Genomic DNA, 24,566 nt, shown 5'->3' with positions numbered 1-24,566 from the left:
CACAACGCTACTGGAAAAGACGCGACTGACAATCTTCAGATTGCTAACGAAACAATTAAGACGATCTGAAATGTCAAAAGGGCCGGACCCGGAGACGCTTAGGTGTGATGTCCCCGGGCCCGGCCCGTGTTGTAGAGGCGATCAGGTCACTTGACCCATACGCCGTTGGCATCCAGGTAGTACCAGGTGCCACCCAGGTTCAGCCAGCCAGTCGCCATCGCGCCCGAGGCCTTCAGGTAGTACCAGGTGCCACCCAGGTTCAGCCAGCCAGTCGCCATCGCGCCCGAGGCCTTCAGGTAGTACCAGGTGCCACCCAGGTTGAGCCAACCGGTTGCCATCGCGCCCGAGGCCTTCAGGTAGTACCAGGTGCCACCCAGGTTGAGCCAACCGGTTGCCATCGCGCCGTTGGCGTCTAGGTAATACCAGGTGCCACCCAGGTTGAGCCAACCGGTCGCCATCGCGCCGTTGGCGTCTAGGTAATACCAGGTGCCACCCAGGTTGAGCCAACCGGTCACCATGTAGCCGTTCGCGTCGTGGTAGTACCAGGTGCCGGACTCCTCGACCCAACCGGTCCGGACGTAGCCGCGAGCATCGAAGCGGAAAACGCGCCCGTCAATCGTGGCCACGGTGTCCTTCGGGTAGGAACCGTCAGCGTTGCGGTACCACCAGCCGATTGTGTCCTTTTCCCACGTGCCCGTGGGTGCGGGCTGAGGCTGCGGGTCCGGCTGGGGCTGCGGATCAACCCACGGCGCGGGAGCGGTCGCATCCTGCTTGACGGACTTCACGACGACAATCATCGTCGCCGTCGCCTCGGTTCCGTCGGCCAGGGTGGCGGTCAGGTTGACCTGATCCCAGTCAAGAGAGTTACCGCCGGTAATCGTGGCGCTCTTGCCGTCATCGGCCGCCTTCAGAATGGCCACACCGTCGTACTCCAAGCCCCAGGACAGGGTGGCATCCTTGAACTTTTCGGGCAGCAGCGGCTTGAGGGTGACGGTCTCACCCTCCGCCAGGTCCACGCGGAGGTGATTGACGGCGATCTCGTCCTCGCCCAGCTCGGTGACGCAGACGTTGACAGTAGCCATCACCGGATCGAAGACCATCGGATCCGCGTAGTCGGCGACAGCCCGGACGTCCGAGCAGCCTTCCTTCTGAGCAGTCACGAGGCCCGACTTTTCATCGACATTCAGGACGTCGATGTCGTCGCCGGACCAATTGATCTTGGTCTTATTTGCGTTCTCAGGCTGGTGCGTGACACCGATGTTCGTCTGCTGGCCGACTCGCAGGTCAAGCTTGCCGGACTCGATGCCGAAGTCAAGCGAGGTCATGGCCACGGGTTCGAGGGCCACATCGGCTCGCTTGGAGGGCAGGCCATCACTGCCCCACGCAACGAGCTTAACCGTAGCGGGCAGAGCATCCGTGTGGCCTGCTTTGGTCCAAGCGGCCTGTATGTCGGAGAACTTGATGTCGAACGTGTAGCGGTGGACACCGTCAGCCGAAACATTGCCAGGGAAGTCGACGACGCGGCGATAGAAGATCGCATCGGTCGAGGGGTCGCGCAGGTCGATGCTGGACAGACCGGGGATATCTTCGACGACGAAGGAGACCGAACCGCCGAGACCTTCACTGGTGGTTTCGACGTCGGAAATGGTCGGGCCGTACATGTCGGGGGCGGGCGCCGCGAACGCGGGGGCACCGAAGGCTGCACCGGACGCCACCATCGCGCCGGTCGCCAGGGTCGCCAAGAACGCCCTGTGAACTAACTGGGACATACTCACTCCAATGTTGATTCAACGGACCATACCGTATGGTTAGGCTTGGGATCCGCATAATGAACACTACTGCGTAAATGGATACCTAGCAACGCGTTACTGACTTACCATCATGTAGTCACAAGTTAATTTGCGGTATTACTAATAATAGTTTTGCGCGCTTTTTGGCAGTTTTTCATTGGGAACCTGACCGATGAACAAATGTTCTACACCCGCCGCACGTTTTCTCACACACACTTTCCTTCAATCCCTTAACATCTCAATGAAAGTATCACCTATTTGCTCGGTAAGTCTGCGGGCGATCTGAAACTAACAAGCACAAAATGATCCGTCACCTGCGCATTTACGATCATTTTGCGATCCCACACCTGTCAAACACTTCGACTGCTTGGGGCCCGGGGACGAAATTGGTGCCCGGGGGCGGCAGCAGGGCCTGGCCGGGCTTCGAGATCGACCACTCCGAGCCGCAGGCTCGCGGCACGCTTACTGTCGGTCGGACAGCTTCAGGTTCGCGCGCACGACAATGCCGATACGTTCAACCATCGCATCGTCCACCCAGCTACCATCCAGCGCAGCCAGGCGCGGGTGCACGGGTGCCTCGTCGAAGAGGCGATCAAACCCGAGGATCGCGCGCCACAGGGGGATGAGTTCCTCATGGTAGGTGTGCCCGTGCCCGCCGGGCGCGGTCCCGGCGACGGGCAGGTCGGCGAGGATCTGGATGTAGGTGGCGAAGCGCGTGAACTCCACGTCCCGCGAGACGTCGCGCCCGGCTCGCTCGCGCAGCCAGTCGGGCTGCATCCAGATGAGCTTGTTGTTCCACCAGACGACCGGGTCGGAGGGGTGTTGGGCGTAGACGATGCGCGGGAAGCCCCACGGGCCGAGTTCGCGCCCGTACAGGTCTGTGCGCAGGTCGGAGGGTTCGTTGACGAAGCGCACGCGGCGCCCATTGTTGACGACGGGCGCGACCTCGGGACTGCCCGTGTGCCTCGCGGCGGTGAGCGCCTCGTGCATGGGGGTGAAGGCGGGGGTGCCTACCCACAGTGCGCCGTCCACCTGGGTGAGCGCGTCTTCAACGGAGGAGAACACGGACTGCGACGCGAAGGCGCCGAGGGACTCGCCGCAGACGAACAGCGCGGGGCGTGAGGCCTCGTCCATGAGGTCCAGCTCGGCGCGCACGGCGGCGAAGAGCGCGGCGGAGGCGTCCTGCGCGGGCTCGAGTCCGGCAAGCCAGTTGAGCACGGACGGCACGTAGGAGTATTGCAACGAGGCCGTGGCGCAGTTTCCGCGCGTAAGGAACTCGAGGGGCTGGACCTGCCATTCGTCGACCCACCCAGAGCCGGTCGACGCGGCGATGAGGATGACGGCACGATCAAAGGCGCCCGTGCGGCGCAGCTCGGCGACGACGGTCGCCGCGGCCTGCTCGATGCCGGTTCCACCCGTGGGCATGCCGGAGTAGACGCGGATGGGTTCCATGGCGTCGACGCCGCACACTTGCGCGATGTCGCGGCGCGAGGAACCTCGCCCGAGAAAGACACGCCCCTGCCCGCCGACCGATTCCCAGGTGACGGGCGATGCCGGGGATGCGGAGCGCTCCGGGACAGTCGGCTTGTAGATGCCGCGCGCGGTGCGCATGTTCAGCTGCTCTGCTTTGCGACGGAAGAAGCCGATGCCGCCGCGCAGGATGACTTTTGAGGTCAGGAAAAAGATGATGACGAAGAGGATGGCGACGCCCGTAATGATGGCGGCGGGTCGGGGCATGAAGCCCGCGAGGGTCGCGATGAGAATGCGACCAAGATGGTTGAAGGCGCGCACGATCATGAGCAGTGCCCAGGCGACGGCGATTGCTCCCGCCGTCCCAAGGAGGTATTCGCCGATGGTCTCCCCCGGCATGTTGACGAGTGTGGCGGCGACGCGGTCGCGGCGATACGACTGGATGACAGCGTAGAACCACCAGATGGCGAACAGGGCGGCGGCGGCAACGCGGAAGCCAATTTCGGCGGGATCGGAGGCCCTGACCGTCAGCCCAGTGAGGCGGATGACGAGCAGTCCCACGTTCTGCACGACGAGGCCGGCGACGTAGCCGCAGGCCACCAGGATGCCGGAGGCGACCGCGTGCCACGTCCACGAGCGCGCCATGAGCGAGGGGGACACACTCACCGCATACATGGCGAGCGCCGCAATCACTCCCAGGAACGACAAACCCATGACACCCATTGTGCCAGGTGGTTGGTACCTGCTCAGGACTGGGACGAGGCCTGGGCTGACTCCCGCGTGTACACTTGCCCGGATGCACCTGACAAATGGGTCAGAGCGCGATGCTAACGGCCGGGATTTACGCGCGCGAAATGGACGAGAAAAGGGCGGAATAACGGCGTATTCTTGCCACCAGGTTAACGTTTCATCTACAATGAAAATGCTATTGGCGGGAGGTGACAATGTCGCTATTCGAGGATGATCCCGGCCTGATTCGCCGTCAGGAAGGTCAGGTTCGAGAGCAGGCAGAGCGCGCCCACGCAATGCGTCGACGCATTGAATCTATCCACGGGGTGGGTGTCTCACCTAGCCGGGGCGTGACGGTCACCGTTGACTCCGCAGGTACCCTCCTCGCCCTCGCTATCGACGATGCCCCGACTGAGCTGTGCGACGCCATTGTTGCTGCCTATGCGGCCGCGCGCCGCGACGTCGGCGAACAGGTTATCACCGCCTCCCAGGACGCTTTCGGCGAGTCCTTCCCGGGCATCGAGCGCTTGCGTTCGCTGTACGGTGTTCCCTCCCCCGACGTCCCACTGGCCGAGGCCTCGGATCCCCGGGTGCATCAGCGGAGGCTCTGAGCGTGTCTGAGCAATTTCCCGCCGATCCGGCGGCCATTACGGCGCACGCTCTTCGGATTTTTTCCTACCAGAGCGACCTTGAGCATGCCTCGGCGACGCTGCGTCAGGCGTCCGCCTCTGACGGCGCGTTTGGCCTCATGGCCGGTCCTCTTATTGCACCGCTGTTTCAGCTCGTGGAAGTGGGCGAGCATCTCGCGATCAGCGGCGCTGAGTGCGCCCTCGACAAGCTCGGTCAGACGCTCGTGGCCAGCGCGCGCGCCGTCCAGGTGGGCGAGTCGTCGCAGGTGACGATTCCCGAGGCCGGGGCAGCCCTGTGGGGAGACGGTCGTGACAGCTGACATGCGCCCTGTGGCCGCACGGGTGCCGGGTGATGGTTCGGCGTTCCCTCAGGCGGGTGTTTTGGATGGAATCGCGGCACTGAGTTCGGCGATCGTCGACAAGTCGTGGGTGAGCGGTGACCTTGCTGGCGTCGCTATGGGAGCTGACATGCTTCCCCCCACGCCCGATCCTCGTGCCACCCTCATCTCCTGGGGGATGGGGTGGGTCTTCGACCTCATCGCGCCTTTGAAGGGGTGGCTGATTGAGCTGGCTGGGGACGCCGACCAGCTGCGCACCCACGGGCGTACGTGGAGGAACGTCGGCGCACTGCTGGAGGCCACGGCGCACAACATTGATGACGACGTCCGGCTCTCCTTCCCGGATGGCGCGTTCGCGGGTTCTGCCGTCACCTCGTATCTGGCGGCGTCGGGAGCGACGACCCGCGGCATCGGCATGACGGGGGCGTTGTCGCGCGCGGTGGGCACCGCCTACGACGTGTGTGCCGTCATCATCCAGTTCGTGTACGACTTCGTGCGCGACGCGATCAATCAGGTCGTCGAGGCCATCACTCCCTACGCGGTCGAGCTAACCTCGTCCTTCGTGACGGCGTTCCCCCTGGTCATGGCGCAGATCGCTTCGTCGGTCGGGGCACTGATCGAGGGGGTGGCTGCGCGCATCATCGCGTTGAAGGAATCGCTGTCGAACTTGGGCGTGAAGCTCTCCGGTGCCGACCAACTGCTGAAGTCTCTGAAAGAATGGCTGCACAACCTCTCCCACGGCGGCGAGCCGATGGGCGGTCCGTTCGCCATGGCTTGATAGCCTCGCAGTACATGCTCGCGCCGACGCGTGGCGGCCTTCCACAGAAAGTGTGACATGACCCAGGACTTTGAAGAGAGCGCACGCAATTTCCTGTCGCTCCTGAACAAGCTGCCCTCCACACCGTCGATCACGTTTCGAGGCTTCGTCGACACGTCCGTCACCCAGGCGCGCATCGTCGTCTCCCCGGCACTGACGGCGACCTCGCATAGCATCGCGATCGCCACGAACAACCTGCGCTGGCCGCATGTCGGCGTGGTTGTGGGCGCGAATGGACGCGACTTGACGGCCCTCATGGCGGGGGCACCGACTGTCAACCTTCAGGAGGTCACCTACCTGCCGGGTACCTACTTCTGCCAGCACCCCGCACAGGAGTTCGCGGGGGTCACGATCCAGGTCTACGAGGAGATGTGCGTGAGCGAGGATGGCACGTCCCTGAACACCGCTCGGCCTCTCGACTCGTGGGATCCGATCCTCGCGGTCCTGGAACCCGCGCTGCGCGACGCCCGCGCGCGCTGCCTCGCCCTGCCTCAGGGGGCCTCGGACCGTTTCCTGGTCCCCGTCCAGTAACGACCGCCAGCGGTCGCCGGGTCGACAGCGCCACGCAGCGCGAGATTACCTTCCAGTAGTTTCAGGAGCACGCGGTCGCACGAGTGCTCACTCGGACGCAGATTCCCCCATCCACACGAGGGTCGTGTACGGGATAGCAACGTTCTCCCCCGGCGCGTAACCGAGGTGCTCGTAGAGGTACCAGCGCAGGTTCGCCTGCATGCGGTCGCGACCGGCCTGCGAGGCTCGGATGAACGAGGAACGAGTGGTCCCCAGGGTGAGGATCTGTTCGGGGGTCATGATGTCCTCCCATGTGACCTGGGTGAGGCGCATGGGCGTGAATCCGCCGCCGGGCGTGGGTCGACGGTCGGGCCGGTGCACGTCGCCGGAGCGCATGATGCGCGTGAGCCGGTGCACCCACGGGATCGACACGTCCATTTGGTTCCACACGATGCCGAGCGTGCCCCCGGGCGTGAGAATGCGCGCGGCCTCCCGGCCCGCTAGCTCAGAATCAACCCAATGCCAGGACTGAGCAAACACGACGATATCGAACGCTCCGTCCGACAGTCCCGTGTCCTCGGCGACACCGCCGTGCCACGTCACGCCGGGAATCGACGAGGCCTGGGCGCGCATCGCCTTCGAGGGTTCCACCGCGTCCACGACGGCACCCGCGCGCGCCAGGAGCTCACTCATCTTGCCGGTGCCGGCACCGATGTCGGCGACGCGCAGCGGCGCGGACGAGGTGGGGATGGTGGGAGCGGGAACGATGGAAGCAGCCTCGACTGAGGGCGAATCGGCAGGATCGCCAGCGGCAGGCTCGATACCCCCCGTCACCCCACCACACGACCGAGCGGACGCCAGCAGCGCGGCCACGGCCTCGTCGGGGTAGGCGGGGCGCACGGAGGCGTATGCGCCGCCCTCCCCCACGAAGGGATTCGCCTCCAGAGAAGCGGACGCTGCGTTCGATATTGTCATAGCATCCTTGTTCCCACACGCATCTGATCCAGCGAATCTGACCGTGGCCTCGTCCCCGGAAGCACTCACAGGAGCGAGCTCCACAGTCGGCACACGTTGTCAACGTAGTGCACGTGCCAGGGCTGATCGCGCCACTCGCGGTAGGTGAGTTCGCGCGAGCGCTCACGGTTGCGTTCGTCGTTGCCGCGCAGCAGCTCAACCAGGTACGCGTCGTCGGCGATGAGCGTGATCTCGTAATTCAGGCCGAAGGAGCGCACGTCCATGTTGGACGAGCCGATCGCGCACAGGCTGCCGTCGACGATCACATACTTGGAGTGCAGCATAGTCGGCTTGCGGTACAGGTGGATGCGCACGCCCGCCCTGAGGAGTGCCCCGTAGTAGGAGCGCTGTGCGTGGCCGACCAGGAACTGGTCGAATTGCTCGGAAAGAAAGAGCTCGACCTCGACGCCGGATAGGGCGGCGTTCGTCAGCGCGGTCATGAGGGCCTCGTCGGGGATGAAGTACGGACTCGCGATAGACACGTGCGTGCGTGCCGATGACACCATGTGCACGAAGGCACGCAGGTTGGGTTCGCCGCGGAACGCGGGTCCCGACGGGATGATCTGCATCGACGAGGCCGGGGTGTCCTCGCGCTCGTCCTCCTCCCGCGCGGTGGGCGGGGTGAGGTCGGCGGGGGTCAGGACTTCCTTGCAGGCGTAGTACCAGTCGAGGGCGAAGACGGCCTCGATCTGGGTGACGATCCGGCCGGTGAGGCTCACGCTGGTGTCGTCGTAGGTGATGCCGGCTTTCTGGAAGGAGGGCGTGTCGTAGTCGGGGGCGACCAGGTTGTGGGAGCCGATGTAGGCTTCTCGCCCGTCGACGACCAGGAGCTTGCGGTGGTTGCGCAGGTCGGGGCGGCGAATGTGTCCGCGCAGGGGCGCGAAGGGGAGCATCTGGTGCCAGAGGATGCCCATGTCATCCAGGCGACGCCGGAAGCGCCTGTGCCCAGGTATGGTGCGCATGCCGTGGTGGTCGACGAGGAGACGCACGGTGACGCCGCGGGCCTTCGCGCGCTCGAGGGCCTCGTAGAAGGGAGCGGAGTATTCGTCCCAGGAGGTCTGAAAGTAGAGGGCGTTGACGTGGTGGGTAGCCCGATCAATGCTGGCGGCCATCGCACGGAAGGTGTCGGCCGTCTCGTTGTGCAGGGCGACGACGTGGCCGCAGGAGTCGGGGAAGCCGCTGAGCGAGCCGGTCAGGCGCATGAGCGAGGCGGTGTCGTCGTCGGAGCCGTCGGGGGTCTCGTAGGCGGTCGGCTCGGGCTTGGCGGAGTCTTTCAGGATGGCCTCGACGAGGGCGCTGGCCTCGGGGTCGTCATCGAGGCGTCGTCCCATGGCCCACCAGGAACCGAAGATGAAGTAGAGGGGCACTCCAAGGAAAGGCCACAGGAAGATGAGGAGCAGCCACGCGGTCGACGTGGAGGCGCGCCGGTGTTTGGGCACGACACCCAGCGCCACGATACGGATGGCGAATTCAACGGCTCCAAGGAGGAGCCACGCCCACAGCGGTGGTTCGGGGTGCGGGGCAAACATACACCTATTTTACAAAGCGCCCTTTGTCCTGATCAGCCCAGCGTTGCCAGTGTGGCGCGTAGGTCGCTCCGTCGCGCGCGAGGGCCCGCCTGCGGCGTTCGTCCTCGCCGGGGTCCTCGATCCAGATGGACAGGTCGGCGTCGGCGTCCCACGCGCCGCAGCCTTCGATGATCGTGGGGGCCACGGGCACGTCTACAACCACCCCGGGCGCGTCGGCCTCCCAATCCCAGGCCTCGTACGAGGACGGGCACCCGGCGCGCAGGTCCTCGCAGATGCGCCGCGCAACCTGCGCGCCGGCCGCCAGCCCGTCCCACCCCGGGTACCAGTCATCCAGGTGCAGGACCTGCCAGCCCGGCAAGAGAGACACGAGCGCGGCGGCCAGCGTGGACTTGCCCGAACCCGAGTACCCGTCGATTGTCACGACGGGGACGCGGCACGGCGTGATCACAGGATCGGCGTAGGTGCCGCTCCCATCGGGGTATGCCTCGCCGGACGAGGCCGGGGCAGCCTCGTCGATCAGCACGCGCAGGCGCGGAACGAGGCCTCGCGCGGCCTCGTCGGGAGCGAGGGACACGGGGACGGTGACCCGCACTCCCCCGCCCAGCGCCCCTGCGGACGCACCCTCCTGGCCGTTCATCGTCCCACCAGCGCGAAGGTACCGGCCCAGACGCTGAGCGCCAGCGCGATGGTGGGAACGGCGATGGCGACCGCCATAAGAGCCGCGTCGGCGGCGCGCAGGCGCGAGGGGCGCGCCCAGGTGCGCGCGCCGGAAGCACCAAAGCCCCTCGCCTCCATCGTGGTCGCGAGTTTGCCGGAGCGTCGCAGCGCAAACACGAGCAGCGAGAAGGAGCCGCGCAGGAAGGAGCGGATGCGCGAGGCGTCGCCCACGCCTCGGGCGCGGCGAGCTCGCTCGAGGGCCTTCCAGTCGGCAGCCATCAGCGAGGTCATGCGCGCACCCGCAAGCGCGGCCAGCACCGGTCGGGCGGGCAGGTGCAGGATCTGTGCGAGGCCGTCGCCCATGTCGGTCGGGTCGATGCGGTCGAGCAGGGCGATGGCAGGGACGACAAGTGCGCACATGCGCAGGGCAATGCCGAGGGCCAGCCACATCGAGTGGTCGGAAATCGCCGCCGGCCCAAAAGACCAGTAGACGTGCCCGCCGGGCGCGGCGTAGAGCAGCATCGAGAGGGCACCGAGGGGCGCGGCGACGAGCAGCGGCGTCGCTTTGAGGAAGAAGCTGCGCGCCGACACACCCGACAGAGGGATGAGGGACAGCTCGAGCGCGAGCGCCACGCCCGCGCTGACCGGGTCGATGGTGATGAGCAGCGGCGTAGTCGCCACCAGGAGGGCGAGCACGCGGGCAACGGGATTCGTGCGGGTCAGGAGGCCGCGACGGGGCGCTCGGGCCGAGGCGGGCGCGCCCATCCGTGCGGCACCAGAGGTCGCCGCACTGTCAGACACCTCGCCCGCAGGCGCGTCGTCCGCAGGCACCTCGGTACCCGTCGAGTTGCCGTTCGCCGCCGCGTCGGCGCTGTCGCCAAATTCCGACCCGGCACTCGTGCGGGACGCGCGACCCGAGTCGGCCTCGTCAAGTGGGGAGGCGAGCGCAGACTCGGCGCAACCGCGCGGCTCTCCCCTGCCTCGGCTCCCGAGCAATCCCAGGTCGACGACGCGCTGGCCCATCGCGGCCACGAACGCGGGGTCGTGCGTGATCGACACCAGGGTGACGCCGCGCGCGAGGGCGGCGCGCAGGAGGCGCACGAGGCCCAGCCACGTGCCGCGATCCTGCCCGAAGGTTGGCTCGTCGAGGATGAGCAGCTCGGGGGCGCTGATGAGCGCAGTCGCCACCGACAGGCGGCGCTTCTCGCCGCCGGAGAGCGTCATGGGGTTGGCGCGTGCAAGGGTGGTGAGGCCCAGGGCCTCCATGTGTTCCTCGACGAGGGGGACTATCTCCTCCTCACTCATGCCGACCGCGCGCGGGCCGATGGCGAGTTCCTCGGCGACAGTGGAGGCCAGGAACTGGTATTCGGGTTCCTGGAAGACCATCGACATGCGGCCCAGCAGCTGCTTGCTCGACCACTCGTGGGGGTCGCCGCGCGTGCCGTCGGAGGTCTCGACCTCGACCGTACCCGCGATGGGTTTGAGGAGGCCCGCGAGGGTGAGCGCGAAAGTGGACTTGCCCGCGCCGTTGGCACCCACAATGCAGGTGGACACGCCGCGCTCGAGCGTCAGGTTGATGCCGCTGCGCACGGGGGCATCCTGGTCGTAGCCGATCGTCAGGTCGGTGACGCGGGCGATGGGGGTGTCCTCGGACGAGGCCGGGGCGGACTCGGGCGCGGGGCCGACCTCGGCTGCCACGTCGTCCCCGGGCAGCCAGATACCGCGCTCGCGCAGCGCCTCGCCTTGCTCTTCGAGGACCTGCCTCAGGGGGCCGTCGGCGGCAATGCGACCGTCGGCCACCACGATGACGCGATCCACGAGGGAGGCCCACACATCCACGCGGTGCTCAACAACCACCAGGGTCGCGCCCGTGCGTTCCACGACGGAGGCGACGACGTCGCGCACCTCGGAGACGCCGCTCGGATCCAGGTTCGCGGTCGGCTCATCCAGGATCAGCAGGCCCGGACCCATGGCAAGGATCGACGCCAGAGCCAAGCGCTGCTTCTGCCCGCCCGACAGCTCCGTCGTCGAATGATCAAGGGACACGTCCAAGCCCACCGCGCTCAGGGACTCCTCCACGCGAGGCCAGATCTCCTCGCGGGGAACACCCACATTCTCCATGCCGAAGGCCACGTCATCGCCCACGCGAGCCAGGACCACCTGGGCCTCGGGGTCCTGCATGAGCAGGCCCACACGGCCCCTGGCTTCCGCCGGGGCAACGCCGTCCACGGTGAGCGAACCCGAGGCCTCGCCCTCCTCAGCACCGCCCAGCAGGCCCGCCAAGCCACCCATCAGCGTCGACTTGCCCGAGCCAGACGGCCCGAGCACCAACACGCGCTCACCCGGCGCAATATCGAGATCAACACCCGACAGCGCGGCGTTCTTACGCCCAGCGTGACGCCATCCCCATCCGCGCGCGCGCACGCGCGCGCCCGTCCCCTCACCCAGCGGCACCTGGCCATCCGGGGAGGACACGGGGCGGGAGAAAGCGGAGGAGGCCTCGTTCATGGAGCGGGAATCAGACAAGCTCACGCGCTCCGCGTCCCAAAGCGAAACGATCCAACGCACCCGTCTTCGCCAGCGCGTTCGTCAGCGCCCACGCGAGGACGCCGGCCAGAACGATGCCCGAGAGCGCTCCGGACACCAAGTAAATGGCGTTGTAGAGCGGCCCCTTCTCGAGGTGGCCGTAGAGGAAGAGTTCGAGGGCCCACTCGCAGGCGAAGGATAGCGCGCCGGCAGCGGCGACAACCCACACGTTGAAGCGGCGGTAGGCGAGAAACGCGAAAACAATCTCGGCACCGATGCCCTGCGCGAGGCCCGAGTACAGTGTCTCGACCGCCCACTGCGAACCCAGTCCCATGGAGACGGTGGCGGCCACCAGCTCCACGAAGAGCGCAGCACCCGGCTTACGGATGATGTAGCCGCCAAGCGTGCCGCCCAGCAGCCAGATGCCCGTCGCAAGTCCGTCCAGGCCGGGGGTTATGGCCTTGAGGCCCTCCAAAGCGGCATTACCCACCTGGTTCCACGCGACGAAAATGAGGCCGCATGCGACGCCCAGGACGGCGGCGGTGACGATATCGATGACCCTCCAGCTAAGGGACCGAGCAGTGGTAGCCATGCGAGAATACTCCCTTCGTGTTGCACGGCGGCCACGAGGGAAGAGCCTTCCTACGCCGGTATGATCCGGATCAGGTTCTACGGTCGGGGATGGTCCCCTCTCAGCTCGCGTCGAGCTCCCGTGGCACAGTGGTGAGCATAGTCACTTGGTATTTATCACGCTACTCATGCAGGTGAGGCCCCTGATGGGGACCCTCGCCCGTACCGCCGTCGCCCAGGACGCCACGCGCCGCGCGACGCAGCAGGAAGTGACGGTTCGCGAAGGCCGCGCCCACGATGAACGCGATCCACACCAGGGAATAGACGAGGCCAGGGCGGGTGTCGTCCCACATCGCCAGAATAAGGCCCATGGCCCCCATGAACGCCAAGACCACCCACGCGCCAACGGCACCGCCGGGGGACTTGAAGTGCGATTCCTTGTGCAGGTGGGGGCGCTTGCGCAGATAGACCAGGTAGGACACGACAATGACGACCCACACGCCCATGAAGAGGGTGGCCGACACCGAGGTCACCAGCGTAAAGGCCGCGGAAATCGAGCCGCCCGTCGCCATGATGACAATAGCTGTCAGCAGGCACACGCAGGACAAGAACAGGGCGTTCAGCGGCACGTGATGCTTCGACAGGCGCGCGAAAATGCCGGGTGCCTGCTCCTGGCGGGCCAGACCGTACAGCATGCGCGACGTCGAGTAGATGCCCGAGTTCGCGCTGGACGCTGCCGAGGAGAGCACGACCAGGTTGACGATCGTGGCTGCCGCACCCAGACCCGTCAGGGAGAACATCGTGACGAAGGGGGATTTCTCCGGGCTCACCTGATCCCAGGGGGTCACCATCATGATGGCCGCGAGGGCCGCCACGTAGAAGAGCATGATGCGCACGGGGATCGAGTTGACGGCCTTGGGGAGAGTGGTGTCCGGGTCGTCGGTCTCGGCGACCGTCGTGCCCACCATCTCGATACCGATGAAGGCGAAGAGCGCGATCTGGAAGCCGCCCAGGAAACCGGTGAATCCGTTGGGGAAGAAGCCGCCGTGGCTCCACAGGTTCGAGACGGCTGCGGCGGTCCCTTCCTCGTCGACCGTGCCCATGGCGACCATACCGAAGCCGACGACGACCAGGGCGATGATCGCGATGATCTTAACGAGCGCGAACCAGAATTCGGTCTCACCGAAAGCCTTAACTGTCATCGCGTTGAGAGCGAACAGCAGCAGGGTCGTGGCGGTGATGGGGATCCACGCAGGCAGGTTCGGCCACCAGAAGTGCGTGTAGCCGGTGATGGCGATCATGTCGGCGACGCCGGTGACAACCCAACACGCCCAGTACGTCCACCCCGTCACGAAGCCCGCCCATGGGCCGATCAGGTCGCGCGCGATGTCCGCGAAGGTCGCGTACTTGCGATCCGACAGGAGCAGCTCGCCGAGCGTGCGCATAAACAGAAACAGGACAGCACCAATGATTATGTAGACCAGCAGGATCGATGGACCCGCGACGGAGATCGTCTTGCCCGAACCCATGAACAGGCCCGTCCCGATTGCACCGCCGATCGCAATCAGCTGAATATGGCGATTCTTCAGGTTTCGCTGGAGCTTTTCGCCGCCCTCCTGACGGGGCTCGTCGTGCACGACTGGCTCGCTGCTCATTCGTTTTCCTTTCCGCTGGTACCGCCTACAGGCAGAGTTTTGCGCGGTCTTTGCGTGCGCACGGAGCACACTTGACCCTCCAACGCTACCGCAACGGCCCGCCCGCGACCGAATCGTGGGGATGCATGGCACACAACGCACAGCGGGGTTAGGTTAGCCTCATGACACCTGACACGACGCACTCCCCCGCCCCGGCCTCGTTCCCCCTGGTTTCGACCGCGAACGTGCCCACGCAGCGCGCGGCGCGTTACGGCAAGCAGCTCGTGACACACATGGCACACAAGGTCACCGGCGAATGGAACGAGGAAACGGCCAGCGGCTACCTCCTCTTTGACCGCGAGGGTCCCGCTGTCGGACGCTTCGACGTGAGCGCAATGCCGTCGACACTGATTCTTGAGCTGCGCACGACCCCCGAGCGCGCTGATCACCTCGAGCACGTCGCGGGCATTCACCTGGCGCGATTCGGCGTGCGCGACGCCCTGACCATCTCGTGGCGGCGCACCGACGGCAGCGCCGGCACCACGCAGGGTCCGCTCACCCCCGACGAGGTCGAGGCCCACGCCCGCGCCAAGAAAGCAGCCTGCGAGGCGACGCGCGAGGCCGGGCAAGCGGAGTAGTCGCGGCGCTCACCGCGGACTAGGCGCGGAGCAGCGGAGTAAGCCCACGTTGGATCAGGCGCGACGAACTAACTAGCACCGGAGCGACATCTACAAACACCCCATCAATTCTGCACGTAATTACCTGAGGGCCTGACGCGTCAATGCCTCAAAACCGCGGAATTTCAACGTTCTGACTTAAAAAGTTGAAACACTCTCAGGGGAATTGCATGCGACTTTGAAAAGGGACGCACAATCGAGGGAGCATCGCACCTCTTACTGGGATCCTGAGCGACGCCGCCGCAGGCTCTGCACTAGTTAGGGAGCATGACACCGTCTCCCAGCTAGTGCGATGCTCCCTAAACAGTGCAACACCGCTGAGGAACAAGCCCAGACACGGCGGGACGACTATCGAGGCAAACAATGCACCACTTGGGTAGGTATGACGCTACCTAGCGCACCGCGCCACTTGCTAGCTAGTGCACTGCTCCCCGAAATGGCGCAGCGCTTCAGAGTCACAAGCTCCACCATGGTTCGCGCAGCAATTCCTACACCCGGCACTGCACCCGTTACGGGACGCTACACCCGATCAGAACGGGCGCACTGCCTACGGATCGGGTGCAGCACCCATACTCACAAGCGCAACCGCGGACCAAACCGGTCGGTATCGTAGGGTGTCAGCAATTTTCGTGTAGCGGTGATGCTGGTTGGAGGCTGGTCATGGGGTGTCGTTGGATGCTTGGTGCCCTGGATCACACTGCAATCATGGCGGGGTTGGAGGCGGGTTTGTCCCACCATTGTTGGGATGCGATTGATTGATTGAAGCGCCCCGACATTGATGATCGGAAAATCCCGGACAACTGCCCCAGAGCCACCCTCGGCTACCGCACCCCCACAGAAGCATTCAACGAACTCATTACTACCACCCATTGACGCCACCCTCCTTTGAGACGATCAATAGCCCCCGCTTCAATGCATGTACAGGCATCTCCCTTGCCCCGACAGATAGCATCAACGTCACTGGCCACACGCTCACAACAAACCCCCGCAGCCGTGAGACTGCGGGGGTTCACAGTCTGGCAATGCGCCAACTACGAGCACTTCACCGGTGAAATGCTGCAACGGCGAAACCTCGACGACACCAGCAGATGCCGAAACGACGCCAATCCGCCGCATCCAACGACCCGTTGACGGCGAAACCTCACCGACATCAACGGATGTCGGCTCAGAAACTCAGAAGCTCAGCGGCCCTCAAGGTAGCTCTTCGCTGCGGCCAGGACCTGCTCCCACATGCCGACCGCATCCTCGTACGCCTGACGAGCCACGGCCTCGTCGTCGGAGACGGACGCCAAGCCAGACTCCTCGACGTGGATGCCGACGCCGCCGCGCTCCTCGGACAGAGAGATCTCGACGCGGGTCGCGTACTCGTCGGGCAGCTCATCGTCGGCCAGCGGGTACCAGCGGAAGGCAACGACATCCATGGGGTCTTCGTCGGCCTTCTCGATCAGCCAGTCGCCAACGTCCGGGTCGCTCACGCGGTAGATGCCGTCGTCCCCGAGGCTCACCTCATGGTCACCCAGCGGGCCATCGTTGACCCACCAGCCCGGCTCCGACACGAGCGCCCACGCGGCCTCACTGTCACAGTCCACGACGACGTCGGTCTCGACGCGGTCCAGCTCGTCCTCAACGTCACCGTCAGAAGTCCTGTCAAAGATGCTCATACCTCAACGGTACCGGCTCGCACGCGCTCCGTCACGCGAACGAGGTCACAAAATTGCTGCCGATCTGCGTTCGGATACGACGAGGCCGTGGCTGGCTCCGCCGGAAAAGCAGAGTCAACCACGGCCTCGTGTCAAGAGGCGTGTTCAGACCAGGCGCGTGATGCGGTAGCGCCAGTCGATGGGACCGGCCTCAAGGGTCTCCACGCGGTAGTGCTGCTCAGAGTTCTGCAGGTGCGCGAACAGCGGCTCGGGCTGGTGGGGTGCACAGATCTGGAGATTCTCGCCCACAGGCAGGTTGTCGACCGCGGCGAAGAGGACCGCGTGGCGCACGACGTGGGGGATCGAGTGAATGACAAGCTCGTCCGCGCCGGGGCGGTGGATGACGCCAGCACCGCCAGCGTGGACCTTGCCGTGGCCGCCACCGTGGCCATGGCCGCCGCCGTGACCACCGCAGCCGCAGCCGCCCGCCGTGGAGGCGATGGGTTCAGCGGCCATCTCATAAGGGCGCTCGGCGGGGGTCTGCGCGGGTGCCTCGGCCTGTGCGGCGCGGCCGTGGCCGCCGCATCCGCAGCCAGTGTGCTCAGCAGCGGGGGCCTGCTGGGCGACAGCGGCCTGCTCGGCGCGCTCCTTCTTGCCTTCGCCGCCGCAGCCGCACCCGCAGCTACCGCCCTCGGAGGGGACGGTGTTGGCGTTGACCAGCTTGAACATCTGACGATCAGTCATATCTTTTCCTTATCCTTCGGCCCGCAGGGCCACTTCAGTGAACCTTATCCAGTGTAGGCGCGCCTCAGCCGAGCACGCGCGTTCACTTAATGAGGAACTCGGCCTCGACCTCGACGCTGACGTTGAGGGGCAGCGCGGCAACGCCGACGGCGCTGCGGGCGTGCTGGCTGCCGAAGATCTCGCCGAACAGCTCGGAGGCACCGTTGATGACGGCGGCCTGCCCGTAGAAGTCGGGGCGCGAGGACACGAAGCCCACGACCTTGACAACGCCCGCGAGATTGTCGATGCCGCCCGCGACGGAGGCCGCCGCTGCCAGAGCGTTAAGGGCGCACACGCGCGCTGCGTCCTTGGCATCCTCGGGGTCCGCGCCATCCTCGCCGACCGCGCCGATGCACACCGGCTCACCGTTCACGACGGGGATCTGACCGGAGGTGCGCACGACGCCGCGGTCGATGACGGCCGGCACGTACGCGGCGACGGGCGTAGCGACGGCGGGCAGCTCGAGGCCAAGCTCGGCGAGCTTCTCGGAGGGGAGCATGAGGGGTCCTTTCGTTCTGATTGACGAGGCCTGGGCCTCGTCCTCTGGTTCCAGTTTAGTTGCGCTCTTCCAGGGGGTGGTGAGCGAGGGTGCTGTCGTGAGATCCCGGTGCCGACCTCGTCCGCCTCCTCGGCACCTGCGACTGTGCCCCGCGTGCTCGTGAGCGCGCGGGGCACAGATTCTTGGAGACGTCAGTTCACACTGACTTTGCGGCCACAACGACTGTCGAGATCGGGCCTACACCCGGGCCGACTGGCTTCCAGCTCCAACCGACCGTCGGGGCTGGAAGCCGATCAGAGATGGCCGTCAGTTCTGGGGCGCAGCCAGGGGCTGGCCACCCTCACCCGGGCCACCAGCCGGGGGTTGGCCACCTTCACCCGGACCACCCACCGGGGGCTGACCGCCCGGACCTCCGGGTCCCATACCGCCGCCCATGCCGCCGCCCTCACCGGCGGTCGCCTCAGTGGCGCTTCCATCGACGCTCACTGTATAAGTGGAGCCGTTGGTCATGCCGGAGGTCGAGTAGATGACGTTGCCGAAGGCTTTGAGCGAGGTGTAGGTACCCAGGACGGTGCCAGAGGAGTCGGTGACCGTCACCGTGGATCCGGCAGACCCGGTCGCGGATGCGGAAACCCAGCCCTGGCCGTCGGTCGTGGTCGGTGTCTCCACCATCTCGTTGGTGGCGAAGGCGATGACCGTGCCGCCCGTGATGCTCATGGCACCGTTGCTGTCCAGGGCGCCGTTCGCGCCGGACGCCGGGCCGTAGACGGTCGTCGTGCCGCCGCTGATGGTCAGCGAGCCGTTGGAGTCGAGGCCGTCACCATTCGCGTTGACGGTCACGGTTCCACCGGTGATGGTGATCTGCTCGCCCGTGTCTTCCATGGATCCGCCGCCGTCACCCGGGCCTCCGGGGCCCATGCCGCCGGGGGCCATCGGGTCGGTAGCCGTGGTTGTGTCGGTGCTGGTCGAATCGGAGCTGGACTCGGCGACGGCGGCCAGGCCGGCCTCGACAGTAATCGAGCCCGAGGCGTTGATGCCGTCGTCGCTTGAGGTCAGGTCGACCGTGCCGTTGGAGATCGTGATGAGGCCGCCCTCGAGGGCTTCGTTCGACTGCGTGACGGTCACGTTCGCGCCGTCCAGGACGGCCGCGACCTCGGTGTGCACGCCATCGTCGCCGGAGGCAGCACTGATCGTGCCGGAGCTCAGGCGCAGCGCACCGTTGGAGTGGATGGCGTCATCCCCAGCGTCGATGGTGGTCGTGCCGCCGTCGACAATGATGTAGGTCTGAGCCTTGATACCCTTGGCCGAGCCCGTGGAGGGCTTGCCGGTCGAGGCACCCCCACCCGAGGTGATCGACAGGGTGCCGCCGCTGATGATCGCGTCGGTGTACGCGTCGATGCCGTCGCCGCCCGAGGTCAGGGTGACGGTTCCGTCGATAATCGACACGTAGCCCTTGGTGTCGTCGTTGTCCTGGTCGGACTTGAGGGCGTCGCCTCCGGCGTTCACGGTGACAGTGCCGCCCGCGATCGTCAGGGAGTCCTTGCCGCGCAGACCGTCATCCGAGGCGGTCGCGTTGATCGTGCCGCTCAGGACGTACAGGTCATCCTTGGAGGTGATCGCGTCCGACGCGCCGGAGGTCACGTTGAGCGTGCCCGAGCCGGTGATCGTCAGATCCATGTCGGTGTAAATTGCAGCGTTCGCGTCCTCGGTCCCCGTGTAGGTGCCGTCGGTGACCGTCGAGGTGCCTTCAAGGGACAGGACGAGGTCGTCACCGCTGGTCGCCTCGATTGCGGCACCCGTGGACGAGGTGATGGTCGCGTTGTCGAGGATCAGGACGACCCGGTCCTCGGATCCGGCTGCCACGACGACCTTACCGGTGAAGGAGCCGCTGAGCTTGTAGACGCCCGCCTTGGAGATGGTCAGCACGCCGTCGCTCACGCTCGCGACGTCGGACGAGGAGGTCGCAGTCGTGCCGCTGAGCGTCACGTCGGCGGCGTCCGAAGCCTTCCAGTCACTGTCCTTCACGTGGGAGGCCTTCGCGTTCGAGGCCAGGGCGTCGGCCGCAGTGGGCGGAGCGGTCGTGTCGCCGTTGGTTCCGGCAGCCGCGACGGCCGCGGTCGCGCTCGTCGCGGTGGAACCAGAGGAGGCCGCGCCCGAGGAGCTGCAGGCACCCAGCGCCAGCGTTCCGACGAGGGCGACCATGCCGATCGTCCGGGCGGGAGTCCAAATTTTCTGAAGGGCTTTCATTGCTATGTCTCTTTCATGCAATTAACGCTTGTATTTCTTATGCTCAGCGCTTGCGTGTCGTGTGCTATCTATGACTCGCGCGCCGGTATGAGGTCGTTCAGGCAGCCATCGCGAGGGACTCCTCGCGGGTGAGCTCAGGGGCCTCGACGTATTCGGGAAAGTAGCGGCGCAGCGTGCGGTACCACTTGTTCGCGGGCAAGTCGTGCATGGCAGCCATCGCGGTCCCGTACTTGGAGATCTTGACGGGTCGCACGCCACCCTCCCACAGGAGGTGGTCGACGATGGACGGGGTCGCTCCCGATTTCGTTTCGATGATGACCAGGTCGGGGCGTGCGACCTCGGTGCCATCCGTGCGCAGCGAGCGCCACGTCAGCTTTGTATCCACCGTCGCGCGGCCCGCGCCACCGGGCAGGAGCAGGGTGTTGCGCTCGTAGGTTCCGGCGAGCACAGGCTCAAGCGCAGGAACCAGGTGGCCATACCCCGTCTTCTCAACCTTGCTCGTGACCCAGGAACGGCGCTCACCCGCGAGAGGGACCCCGGCCTCGTGCTGCTGAATCGGCATACGCTTCTTGACGGTCAGTCCGCGCGGTCCCCGGGTCTTCACCTCGAGGAAGGAAGTGCCGGTGGACAGGTAGGTGCGGGCGCGGACCTTGAAGCGGCGGCGGCGCTTGAGGGCGGTCAGCAGGTACGAATCCATGTCGGGGGTGTCGTAGTAGGTGGACGCGTAGCCCTGGGACACCTGGCCGGCGATTTGGAGGACCAACGCGTCCTCGGGGAGCCGGCTCAGAATCGCCAAGGCCGTGGCTGCGTCCAGCGCGTACTTACGGTCCACGCGAGTCAGCATCGCCGCACGCTTGTTGAGGTCGTCGAGGCCGATCACGTCAAGGTCGGCGAGGAGCGAGTTCAGGGTGGCGTTCATGAGTCGTGTCCTTAGTAGAGGTGGTCTGCGGGGTGGTGGCGACGAGGCCGGGGCCGAGGGTGCTGCTAGGGCGGGCTCGGGTGGCAGGTCGGCGGGTCAGGCGACCTTGAGGGTCAGGCGACCTTCGAGCGAACGTCCACGAGAGTCAGGTCGTTCACGAGGTCAAGCTTGACGACGTTGACCGAGGCGACGGACGCACCGAGGCGCTGCTCGAGGGCGGCCTTCAGCTCCGCCGGGTCGGCAATCGCGCGGTCCAGCTGCACAGTCTGCGAGGTGTAGCGGCCGAAAATCAGCTTCGAGTCACCGAAGGCGAGGGCCACGAGGATCAGGGCAATGAGGCCACCCAGCAGCGGGGTCACCGCCGAGGACATGCCAGTCAGCAGGCCAAGAGCCAGCGACGCGAAGTAGTAGGCGATTTCCGTCTGCGAAATCTGGTCGGACCGCAGTCGGATGATTGAGAGAACACCGAAGAGTCCGAGGCCGAGGCCCGCGCTCACGGTCGAGTTCGCGAGGATGATCGTGACGGCGAGGACGCCGACATTCACACCGAGGAAGGCTGCGACCAGGTCGGCGCGGCGGTGCCGTGGGAAGTACAGGCCGAACACGAGGGCGGCCATGGCGACCAGGTCAATGGCAATCAGGATCAGGGCGGTCATTGGTGTCTCCTTTTGTCGATGCACCTATTTCCCCACGCAACCCTATGAAAAACCTATGAACACCTCATTCGTGCCTTATGACTTTCCTGGGAAAATCCTGAATATTAAACTCACCCGCGCACCGCGGCGTGCGCTGGCGCACAATGTAACCTATGAGCACCCGACCTGGGGCCATCGGTGCCCCCACTGACCAAGAACTGCGCACACTCACGGAGGAAACCCCGGCCTCGGGGCCAGCGCGTTCCGTGAAACTCCTGGCCGCCATCGCAACCTTCGGATCCCTCCTCTTCGGCTACGACACGGGCGTCATCGCGGGCGCACTGCCATACATGTATATGCCGCACGCGGCCGGCGGACTCGGGATCAACGAACTCGAGGAGGGCCTCGTCGGCGGCGTCCTCGCCATCGGTGCAGCGATCGGCGCGATTGCCGCCGGGCGGCTGTCGGACCGCAACGGGCGACGGCACAATATCCTCCTCCTCGCCCTCGTGTTCATCGTCGGCACGCTCGGGTGCACGTTCGCGCCGAATGTCTGGGTGCTGTACCTGTTCCGTTTCGTGCTCGGCCTGGCGGTCGGTGGCGCGTCGGCGACCGTGCCAATCTACCTGTCCGAGTCGGCACCCACGCGCATGCGCGGTGCCCTGGTGGCGCTCGACCAGTTCATGATCGTGTTCGGCCAGCTCCTCGCCTACTCGATGAACGCGGCGCTTTCCCACGCGCACGGCGGCCCGCGCGTCCTCGTGAGCGCCGACCCGTCAGGCACGCTCACGCCTGGCCAGTGGTACTCGTGGGACGAGGTCTCCCGCGTCGCGACCGCCGTCGTCTCCGAGGGTGACGGCTCGGCGTGGCGGTGGATGCTCGTGCTCGCCACAATCCCCGCGGTGCTCCTGTGGGTCGGGATGCGCCTCATGCCCGAGTCGGGACGCTGGTACGCGTCGAAGGCTCGTTATTACGAGGCCGTGGGTGCCCTCAAGCGGATCCGCGACCCCCAGCGCGACGACGTCGCCGCCGAGATCAGCGAGATTGTGGCCCTGCACGCCGCCGAAGCCAGCCAGGGGCACTGGACACTGCGGCGCACCGCATCGGTCGCATGGACCAGGCGGCTCCTGTTTATCGGCATCGGCCTGGCGTGTTTCGACCAGCTGACAGGCATCAACACCGCCATGTATTACCTGCCCAAGATCCTGGCGGCCGCCGGCTTCAGCTCCGCCGACTCCATCACCCTCAACGTCATTACGGGAGCCGTCGCGTGCATCGGCGCGGGATTTGGCCTGTACCTCGTGTCGAAGCTTGCTCGCCGCCACGTCGGCATCTACCAGGAAACGGGCGTCACCCTGTCCCTATTCGCCCTCGCCCTCATTTTCGGACTCGGCATCGGCCCCTACACGCTGGCCGACGGGAGTATTTCGCCCGAGATTCCTTCTTATCTGCCGTGGCTGGTCCTCGTCCTCGTGTCCCTCTTCGTGTTCGCCAAGCAGTCCGGCACCGTCAACTGGGTGCTGGTCTCCGAGATCTTCCCCGCCCGCATCCGCGGCGTCGCCCAGGGCTTTGCCGTGGGCTGCGGCTGGATGATGAACGCAGTCGTCACGTGGCTGTTCCCCATCATGATCGGCCACCTGGGTGCCACGTGGACATACATGACCTTCGGCATCATCAACGTCGTCGCTCTGTGCTTCTACCTGTTTATCGTTCCCGAGACCCGGGGCGTCTCCCTGGAGCAGTTCGAGCACGACTTCTCAAGGCGCTACGGGGTGTAGTCGCTTCCCTGCTGCGTGCGAGGCCCCGCGTCCCTACGGACGCGGGGCCTACTTTACCGACGAGACCCGTTTTCCCGCCGACGCGGAGCCTGCCCGCCCGCGAGATCGCCACACGCGAGCCTGCGGCTCGGAGTGGTCGATCTCGAAGCCCGGCCAGGCCCTGCAGGCCCCGCGTCGGCGGTAACGTCCGATACGCCCACGGCTCAAACCTCGCGTGGCGTACACACACGCCACAACGCCGGTAGCACACTGGTCACATGACTGACGCCCCCGCTCCCACAGCCCGCACGAACGAGCCAGCCCAGGCCTCGTTCCTCCCGCCCCTCGCGATCACCGGCGCATCCGGAAACGTCGGCGGCGTGGTCGCCCGACTCCTATCCGAGCGCGGCCTACCCCTGCGCCTGCTCGCGAACACGCCGTCGCGCGCGCCCAAGCTGCCCGGCGCGCGCGCCATCCAGTGCTCGTATGAGGACACCCCGGCCTCGCGCGAGGCCCTCACGGGCGTTGACGTCCTCTTCATGGTGTCCGCACCCGAGAGTGAGGACCGCCTGGACAAGCACATCGCGTTCGTCGATGCGGCGGCCGCATCCGGGGTGTGCCACATCGTGTACTTGTCGTTTATGAACCCGGCTCCCGATGCAACGTTCACGCTGGCGCGCACACACTTCCACACGGAGGAGCACATCAAGGCGTCGGGCATGACGTACACGTTTTTGCGCGATAACTTCTACGCGGACTTTTTCGTGGCGCTGCCCGATGAGGAGGGCCGCATCCTCGGGCCCGCAGGCGACGGGCGAGTCGGCGTGGTCGCACGCGAGGACGCGGGGCGTGTGGCCGCGGGTGTCTTGACAGATCCTGCACGTTACGAGAATCAGACCCTTGACGTGACGGGCCCGGAGGCCCTCACCCTCGACGAGATCGCCGCAATCCTCACCCGCGTGCAGGGACGCCCCGTCACGTACGTGCGCGAAACCGTCGAGGAGGCGTACGAGTCGCGCAAGAAGTGGCCGGCCGCCCAGTGGCAGTACGACTCGTGGGTGTCGACCTACACGTCGATCGCGCGCCGCGAGATGGACGTCGTGTCCACGACCGTGCGCGATGTGACGGGCCGCAACCCGTTTACCTTCGAGGAGGTCGCCCGGGCGGCGCTCGTGTCGGGCCGCTGACTGCCGCGG

Annotated in this window: 21 protein-coding genes and 1 riboswitch; of the genes, 7 read left to right on the top strand and 14 right to left on the bottom strand. The window is 65.9% G+C overall.

The genetic code is table 11. The features are described from left to right. Positions 1-146 precede the first annotated feature (146 nt). A complete protein-coding gene (locus QZ149_RS01015; protein ID WP_291448832.1) occupies positions 147-1,769 on the bottom strand; it encodes an Ig-like domain-containing protein in 1,623 nt (540 codons plus the stop codon). 483 nt (positions 1,770-2,252) lie between these two features. Continuing rightward, entirely contained in the window at positions 2,253-3,983 is a 1,731-nt protein-coding gene (locus QZ149_RS01010; RefSeq protein ID WP_291448829.1) for an alpha/beta-hydrolase family protein, read from the bottom strand. A 221-nt stretch (positions 3,984-4,204) separates the two neighbouring features. On the opposite strand from QZ149_RS01010, the gene QZ149_RS01005 reads away from it, so the two are divergent. From QZ149_RS01005 to QZ149_RS00990, 4 genes are read left to right on the top strand one after another with little or no spacing between them, the layout of a single operon-like run. Beyond that, on the top strand, positions 4,205-4,600 hold the full coding sequence (locus QZ149_RS01005) for a YbaB/EbfC family nucleoid-associated protein (protein WP_291448826.1): 396 nt from the start codon (positions 4,205-4,207) through the stop codon (positions 4,598-4,600). Positions 4,601-4,602: 2 nt separating this feature from the next. Then, complete coding sequence (locus QZ149_RS01000; RefSeq protein WP_291448825.1) at positions 4,603-4,938, top strand: hypothetical protein; 336 nt, start codon at positions 4,603-4,605, stop codon at positions 4,936-4,938. Further along, positions 4,928-5,734 carry a hypothetical protein gene (locus tag QZ149_RS00995; protein WP_291448822.1) on the top strand — a complete coding sequence of 269 codons (807 nt, stop codon included), beginning with the start codon at positions 4,928-4,930 and terminating at the stop codon, positions 5,732-5,734. Before QZ149_RS01000 ends, QZ149_RS00995 begins: the two co-directional genes overlap by 11 nt. A 57-nt stretch (positions 5,735-5,791) precedes the next feature. Then, positions 5,792-6,304, top strand: a complete 513-nt coding sequence (locus QZ149_RS00990; RefSeq protein WP_291448820.1) for a hypothetical protein — start codon at positions 5,792-5,794, stop codon at positions 6,302-6,304. 87 nt (positions 6,305-6,391) lie between these two features. On the opposite strand, the gene QZ149_RS00985 is transcribed toward QZ149_RS00990, so the two are convergent. From QZ149_RS00985 to QZ149_RS00960, 6 genes are all read right to left on the bottom strand, one after another. Then, positions 6,392-7,258 (bottom strand): class I SAM-dependent methyltransferase, encoded by an 867-nt coding sequence (locus QZ149_RS00985; protein WP_291448817.1) that lies wholly within the window; start codon positions 7,256-7,258, stop codon positions 6,392-6,394. A gap of 65 nt (positions 7,259-7,323) precedes the next feature. Beyond that, positions 7,324-8,826, bottom strand: a complete 1,503-nt coding sequence (locus QZ149_RS00980) for a phospholipase D-like domain-containing protein (RefSeq protein WP_291448815.1) — start codon at positions 8,824-8,826, stop codon at positions 7,324-7,326. A 4-nt stretch (positions 8,827-8,830) separates the two neighbouring features. Next, complete coding sequence (locus tag QZ149_RS00975; RefSeq protein WP_291448812.1) at positions 8,831-9,463, bottom strand: hypothetical protein; 633 nt, start codon at positions 9,461-9,463, stop codon at positions 8,831-8,833. Further along, a complete protein-coding gene (locus QZ149_RS00970) occupies positions 9,460-11,991 on the bottom strand; it encodes an ATP-binding cassette domain-containing protein (RefSeq protein ID WP_291448848.1) in 2,532 nt (843 codons plus the stop codon). Before QZ149_RS00970 ends, QZ149_RS00975 begins: the two co-directional genes overlap by 4 nt. Before the next feature lie 10 nt (positions 11,992-12,001). Continuing rightward, complete coding sequence (locus QZ149_RS00965; RefSeq protein WP_291448809.1) at positions 12,002-12,601, bottom strand: ECF transporter S component; 600 nt, start codon at positions 12,599-12,601, stop codon at positions 12,002-12,004. A 30-nt stretch (positions 12,602-12,631) separates the two neighbouring features. Further along, positions 12,632-12,733: riboswitch (TPP riboswitch) on the bottom strand. Positions 12,734-12,761: 28 nt separating this feature from the next. Next, positions 12,762-14,234 carry an amino acid permease gene (locus QZ149_RS00960; RefSeq protein ID WP_291448806.1) on the bottom strand — a complete coding sequence of 491 codons (1,473 nt, stop codon included), beginning with the start codon at positions 14,232-14,234 and terminating at the stop codon, positions 12,762-12,764. A gap of 161 nt (positions 14,235-14,395) precedes the next feature. Between QZ149_RS00960 and QZ149_RS00955 the strand changes: the two genes are divergently transcribed. Beyond that, positions 14,396-14,851 carry a DUF2218 domain-containing protein gene (locus QZ149_RS00955; RefSeq protein WP_291448802.1) on the top strand — a complete coding sequence of 152 codons (456 nt, stop codon included), beginning with the start codon at positions 14,396-14,398 and terminating at the stop codon, positions 14,849-14,851. A gap of 1,220 nt (positions 14,852-16,071) precedes the next feature. Here the strand turns inward: QZ149_RS00955 and QZ149_RS00950 are convergent. The 6 genes from QZ149_RS00950 to QZ149_RS00925 form a co-directional block, all read right to left on the bottom strand. Beyond that, positions 16,072-16,551, bottom strand: a complete 480-nt coding sequence (locus QZ149_RS00950; protein WP_009647239.1) for a toxin — start codon at positions 16,549-16,551, stop codon at positions 16,072-16,074. 144 nt (positions 16,552-16,695) lie between these two features. Further along, a complete protein-coding gene (locus QZ149_RS00945; RefSeq protein WP_291448795.1) occupies positions 16,696-17,274 on the bottom strand; it encodes a DUF2249 domain-containing protein in 579 nt (192 codons plus the stop codon). Between the two features lie 82 nt (positions 17,275-17,356). After that, positions 17,357-17,812, bottom strand: coding sequence for a RidA family protein (locus QZ149_RS00940; RefSeq protein WP_291448792.1), 456 nt, complete (start codon positions 17,810-17,812; stop codon positions 17,357-17,359). A 306-nt stretch (positions 17,813-18,118) separates the two neighbouring features. Beyond that, positions 18,119-20,059, bottom strand: a complete 1,941-nt coding sequence (locus QZ149_RS00935; protein WP_291448790.1) for a carbohydrate-binding domain-containing protein — start codon at positions 20,057-20,059, stop codon at positions 18,119-18,121. Positions 20,060-20,156: 97 nt separating this feature from the next. Then, positions 20,157-20,978 carry a polyphosphate polymerase domain-containing protein gene (locus QZ149_RS00930; protein WP_291448788.1) on the bottom strand — a complete coding sequence of 274 codons (822 nt, stop codon included), beginning with the start codon at positions 20,976-20,978 and terminating at the stop codon, positions 20,157-20,159. Between the two features lie 113 nt (positions 20,979-21,091). Further along, entirely contained in the window at positions 21,092-21,634 is a 543-nt protein-coding gene (locus QZ149_RS00925) for a DUF4956 domain-containing protein (RefSeq protein WP_009647729.1), read from the bottom strand. 152 nt (positions 21,635-21,786) lie between these two features. Here QZ149_RS00925 and QZ149_RS00920 point away from each other — a divergent pair, with 152 nt between their 5' ends. Together QZ149_RS00920 and QZ149_RS00915 are read left to right on the top strand one after the other, a co-directional pair. Next, on the top strand, positions 21,787-23,391 hold the full coding sequence (locus QZ149_RS00920; RefSeq protein ID WP_291448782.1) for an MFS transporter: 1,605 nt from the start codon (positions 21,787-21,789) through the stop codon (positions 23,389-23,391). 257 nt (positions 23,392-23,648) lie between these two features. Next, positions 23,649-24,557, top strand: a complete 909-nt coding sequence (locus QZ149_RS00915) for an SDR family oxidoreductase (RefSeq protein WP_291448780.1) — start codon at positions 23,649-23,651, stop codon at positions 24,555-24,557. Positions 24,558-24,566 lie beyond the last annotated feature (9 nt).

The sequence above is a fragment of the Actinomyces sp. ICM47 genome, from assembly GCF_905369875.1.
Lineage (GTDB): Bacteria > Actinomycetota > Actinomycetes > Actinomycetales > Actinomycetaceae > Pauljensenia.
The sequence above is the reverse complement of the archived record's forward strand: the minus strand, read 5'-3'. Positions and strand labels throughout refer to the sequence as shown.